The 4,787-nt window shown below is 66.6% G+C and carries 5 protein-coding genes; 3 read left to right on the top strand and 2 right to left on the bottom strand.

Features of this window, described 5'->3' with window-relative positions:
- Positions 1-121 precede the first annotated feature (121 nt).
- A complete protein-coding gene (locus Q1W68_RS00030; RefSeq protein WP_300655395.1) occupies positions 122-730 on the bottom strand; it encodes a YqiA/YcfP family alpha/beta fold hydrolase in 609 nt (202 codons plus the stop codon).
- A 22-nt stretch (positions 731-752) separates the two neighbouring features.
- Between Q1W68_RS00030 and rodA the strand changes: the two genes are divergently transcribed.
- From rodA to tldD, 3 genes are read left to right on the top strand one after another with little or no spacing between them, the layout of a single operon-like run.
- Complete coding sequence (rodA, locus tag Q1W68_RS00025) at positions 753-1,907, top strand: rod shape-determining protein RodA (RefSeq protein ID WP_300655396.1); 1,155 nt, start codon at positions 753-755, stop codon at positions 1,905-1,907.
- Positions 1,904-2,791 carry an NAD(P)-dependent oxidoreductase gene (locus Q1W68_RS00020; protein WP_300715386.1) on the top strand — a complete coding sequence of 296 codons (888 nt, stop codon included), beginning with the start codon at positions 1,904-1,906 and terminating at the stop codon, positions 2,789-2,791. Before rodA ends, Q1W68_RS00020 begins: the two co-directional genes overlap by 4 nt.
- Before the next feature lie 38 nt (positions 2,792-2,829).
- Positions 2,830-4,290, top strand: a complete 1,461-nt coding sequence (gene tldD, locus Q1W68_RS00015; RefSeq protein ID WP_300655402.1) for a metalloprotease TldD — start codon at positions 2,830-2,832, stop codon at positions 4,288-4,290.
- Here tldD and Q1W68_RS00010 read toward each other — a convergent pair.
- On the bottom strand, positions 4,287-4,787 hold a 501-nt coding region (locus Q1W68_RS00010), incomplete at its 5' end, for an FAD-binding domain-containing protein (protein WP_300715385.1). The genes tldD and Q1W68_RS00010 overlap by 4 nt on opposite strands.

Below are 4,787 nucleotides of genomic sequence, written 5' to 3'. Positions count from 1 at the left end.
GCTTGCCGGAATCGAGCTCGACTTGCAGGGAACTTTCGGCCTCGGACAGGAGGCGACCGGTCAACAACTTGCCGGCTTCATCAAACAGAATGTGCATGGGCTGGATTGTCCCATGGGGGCGCTACAGGTTCAGGAACTGGAATACCGCGTCCATGTGGCCGTCGAAGTCGCTGATGGCGTGGTCGCTGCCTTCGAGCAGGCGCACCGTGCCCCCAGCGCAGAAGGCTTGCATTTCGCGCCAGTCCAGCACCTCGTCGCCCTTGGAAACGATGGCGAACAAGTGGTCCGCCGTGGTGGACCGTCGTGCCGCCAGCCGGTGGATGTCCGCCTGCTGCACCTGCAACTCGTCCACAAAGCCGGGCTGGAAAAAGAAACGCTCCAGCGGGTCGTGCCAGGCCGTCTGCTCGCCGATGTAAGCCGAAAGATCGCGTGCCGGGAACGGGGCGGGGTTGAGCAGCACCGCGGGGCAACCGGTCTGCAGCGAGAACCAGCGCGCGTAAAAGCCGCCCAGCGACGAGCCCACCACCGCCGTGGTGTCTCTCGGCCAGTGGGCCGTGCCCTGCATCACCAGTGCCATCGCCTCGGCGGGTGAGGGCGGCAGCGGCGGGCACCACCAGACAACGCCGGGGTGTTCGGCCCGCACCCGCGCGGCCACCTTCTGCGCTTTCATGGACTGCGGCGACGATCGAAAGCCGTGGAGATAGAGCAGGTGGGTGGTGGCATCGCGCATCGGGGAAGGATAATCCGAGGTGATGTCCGCCGTGTTCGACAAACCCTCCCTGCTGCAACGCATCGCCCCGATCTTCCAGGGCTTTGACCTCCCGCTGTTGCTGGCCATCCTGATCATGGCGGGCGCCGGGATGTTGACCATGTACTCGGTGGGCTTTGACCACGGCACGCGTTTCGAAGCCCATGGCCGCAACATGCTGATCGCCGCCGGCGTGCTGTTCCTCGTCTCACAGATCCCGCCGCACCGGCTGATGAGCCTGGCGCTGCCGGCCTACGCGGTGGGGGTGCTGCTGCTGCTGGGCGTGGAGTTTTTCGGCATCGCACGCAAGGGCTCGCAGCGCTGGCTGGACATCGGCGTCATCATCCAGCCCAGCGAATTGATGAAGATCGCCATGCCACTCATGCTGGCCTGGTGGTTCCATCGACGCGAAGGCCAGCTCAAAACGCTGGACTTCGCTGCCGCCGGGCTGCTGCTGCTGTTGCCGGTGGCGCTGGTCTTGAAGCAGCCCGACCTGGGCACCTCGCTGCTGGTGCTCTCCTCCGGCTTGTTCGTCATCTTTTTTGCCGGCCTGAGCTGGAAGCTGATCCTGCCGCCGGTGCTCTTTGGCGCAGTGGGTATCGTGCTGCTGATCACCTTCGAGGGGCAGCTGTGCGCGCCCGATGTGGATTGGCACGTGCTGCGCGAATACCAGCGCCAGCGGGTGTGCACGCTGCTCGACCCGTCCAAGGATCCGCTGGGCAAAGGTTTCCACATCATCCAGGGCATGATCGCCATCGGCTCCGGCGGGGTGTGGGGCAAGGGCTTCATGCAGGGCACGCAGACCCACCTGGAGTTCATCCCCGAGCGCACCACCGACTTCATCTACGCCGCCTTCTCCGAAGAGTTCGGCCTGGTCGGTGTCCTGGGTCTCATGGCCGGGTTCATTTTCCTCATCGTGCGCGGTCTGGTCATCGCCATGGAGGCTCCCACGCTGTTTTCGCGCCTGCTCGCCGGCGCGCTCACGCTCAACATTTTTGTCTATGCCTTCGTCAACATGGGCATGGTCAGCGGCATCCTGCCGGTGGTGGGCGTGCCCCTGCCGTTCGTGAGCTACGGCGGCACCGCCATGGTGACCATGGGCGTGGGGCTGGGCATGCTGATGTCGATCGCCAAGTCCCGGCGCTTCATGCAGTCATGACGGTCGCCTTTGTCGGGGCCGGCAACATGGGCGGTGCGTTGGTGGAGCGGCTCTGTGAAGCCGCCTGGCCAGTAACCGTGTGCGACACCGACCCGCTGCGCCAGCAACAGGCCCTGGCCGCCGGTGCCAGCCTGGCCGACACGCCGCTGTCGGCGGTGGCGCAACTCGGCCCGCAAGACGCGCTGGTGATCGTTGTGGTGGACGCCGACCAGTGCCGCGAGGTGCTGTGGGGCGAGCAGGGCGCATCCTTTGGCCTGCGGCCTGGGCAGGCCGTGGTGCTGTGCCCCACCATCGCGCCCGAAGACACCGTGGCCATCGCCCAGCGGCTGGCTGGGCAGGGCATCGATTGCATCGACGCACCCATGTCGGGCGGCCCGCAGCGGGCGCGAGATGGCCGCATGAGCCTGATGGTCGCCGCACCCCAAGCGGTGGTGGATCGCCACGCCAAGCTGCTGGCCGCCTTGTCGCTCAACGTGATGCGCGTCAGCGAACGTGTGGGCGACGGCGCGCGCACCAAGCTGGTCAACAACCTGCTCGCCGGCATCAACCTGGTGGGCGCGGCCGAAGTGTTGGCCGTGGCCGAACGCATGGGGCTGGACCTCACCACCACGCTGGACGTGATCGAGCGCTCCAGCGGCCAGAGCTGGATCGGCTCGGACCGCATGCGCCGCGCAATTGCAGACGATCTGGCGCCGCGCGCCCACGTGACCCTGCTGGAAAAAGACACCCGGCTGGCGGTGGCGGCAGCGCGCAGCGTGGGATTTGAGGGCCCGCTGGGTACCCACGCGGCGCGGGTGTTCAAAGACGCGGCTGAGGCGGGCATGGCCGACCTGGACGACGCCGCGCTGCTCTCGTTCCTGCGCCGGCCCGCCCCAAGACCCTGACGCGAGCGCGCGGGGCGGGTCGTTCTTACAATGGCCCCATGATTTCACGCGAACCCACCCTGGCCCGCCTGGCCACCGCCCAAAGCCTGCTCCTCGAACCGTTTGGCCTCACGCCCGCGCATTTGCAGCGTGCGCTGGGCGAGATCATGTCGCACGGTGTGGACGACGCCGACCTGTATTTCCAGACCACGCGCAGCGAAGGCTGGAGCCTGGAAGAGGGCATCGTCAAGACCGGCAGCTTCAGCATCGACCAGGGCGTGGGCGTGCGTGCGGTGAGCGGTGAGAAGACCGCGTTTGCCTATTCCGACGACCTCTCGTGGGACTCTTTGCTGGACGCCGCACACACCGTGCGCAGCATCTCCGGCCAGGGCCAGTCGAAGAAGGTGAAGACGCCCGCTTCCAAGGTGGCCAAGTCGCGCTCGCTTTACGGCGGCGTGGACCCGATCGGCACCCTCGACAGCACGGCCAAGGTGGCGCTGCTGGAGAAAGTGGAAAAACTGGCCAAGGCCAAGGACCCGCGCGTGGTGCAGGTGATGGCCGGTCTGGCCGCCGAACACGACGTGGTGCTGGTGGCGCGCGCCGACGGCACGCTGGCGGCTGATGTGCGCCCCCTGGTACGCCTGTCGGTCACGGTGATTGCCGAACAGTCGGGCCGCCGCGAAGTGGGTTCGTCCGGCGGTGGTGGCCGGTACGGCTTGGCCTATTTCGACGAGGCGATGGTGCAGTCGTACGTGGACGAAGCCGTGGCGAATGCGCTGACCAACCTCGACGCCCGGCCCGCGCCGGCCGGCGAGATGGTGGTGGTGCTGGGCTCGGGCTGGCCGGGCATCCTGCTGCACGAGGCGGTGGGCCACGGCCTGGAAGGCGACTTCAACCGCAAGGGCAGCAGCGCTTTTGCCGGGCGCATCGGCCAGCGCGTGGCGGCCAAGGGCGTGACGGTGCTCGACGACGGCACCATCGCCGACCGCCGCGGCTCGCTCAACGTGGACGACGAAGGCCACACCTCGCAGAAGAACGTGCTGATCGAAGACGGCATCCTGCGCGGCTACATCCAGGATTCGATGAACGCGCGCCTGATGGGCGTGAAACCCACCGGCAACGGCCGCCGCGAAAGCTACGCCCACGTGCCCATGCCGCGCATGACCAACACCTACATGCTCGGTGGCGACAAGGCGCCCGAGGAAATCGTGGCCAGCATCAAGAAGGGCCTGTACGCGGTCAACTTCGGCGGCGGCCAGGTCGACATCACCTCGGGCAAGTTCGTGTTTTCCGCCAGCCAGGCCTACTGGGTGGAAAACGGCCAGATCCAGTACCCGGTGAAGGGCGCCACGCTGGTGGGCAACGGCCCCGACTCGTTGACCCGCGTGAGCATGATCGGCAACGACATGAAGCTCGACAGCGGCGTGGGCACCTGCGGCAAAGAGGGCCAGAGCGTGCCGGTGGGCGTGGGTCAGCCCACCTTGCGCATCGACGGTTTGACGGTCGGCGGCACCGCTTAATCCGCTGCCTTGTTACCAGAAGCCGGGGTTTTCCCCGGCTTTTTCACGACTGCGTAGCGCAGCAGGGTCTGTTCTCGTGCCACTGCGTGGTCGACCACCGGCCTTGGGTAAGTCTTGCCCAGTTCCACACCCGCGCTGATCAGCTCCATCTCGCGCGCCAGCCATGGCGCATGGATCGCCGCGTCCGGCAGACCGGCCAGCTCGGGCAGGTAGCGCCGGATGAACTTGGCCTGCGGGTCGAACTTCTCGCTCTGGCTCACCGGGTTGAAGATGCGGAAGTAAGGCTGCGCATCGCAACCGCTGGAGCTCGCCCATTGCCAGCCACCATTGTTGGCGGCCAGGTCGAAGTCGATCAGCTTTTCGGCAAAGTAGCGCTCGCCCCACTGCCAGTGGATGCCGAGGTCCTTCACCAGAAAACTCGCCACCACCATGCGCAGGCGGTTGTGCATGTAGCCGGTCTGGTTGATCTGGTGCATGGCCGCGTCCACCAGCGGGTA

Origin of the sequence: Hydrogenophaga sp. (genome assembly GCF_030158645.1) — a bacterium.
Taxonomy (GTDB): Bacteria; Pseudomonadota; Gammaproteobacteria; order Burkholderiales; family Burkholderiaceae_C; genus Hydrogenophaga.
Note: the sequence above shows the minus strand (reverse complement) of the source record. Positions and strands in the feature narration are given on the sequence as shown.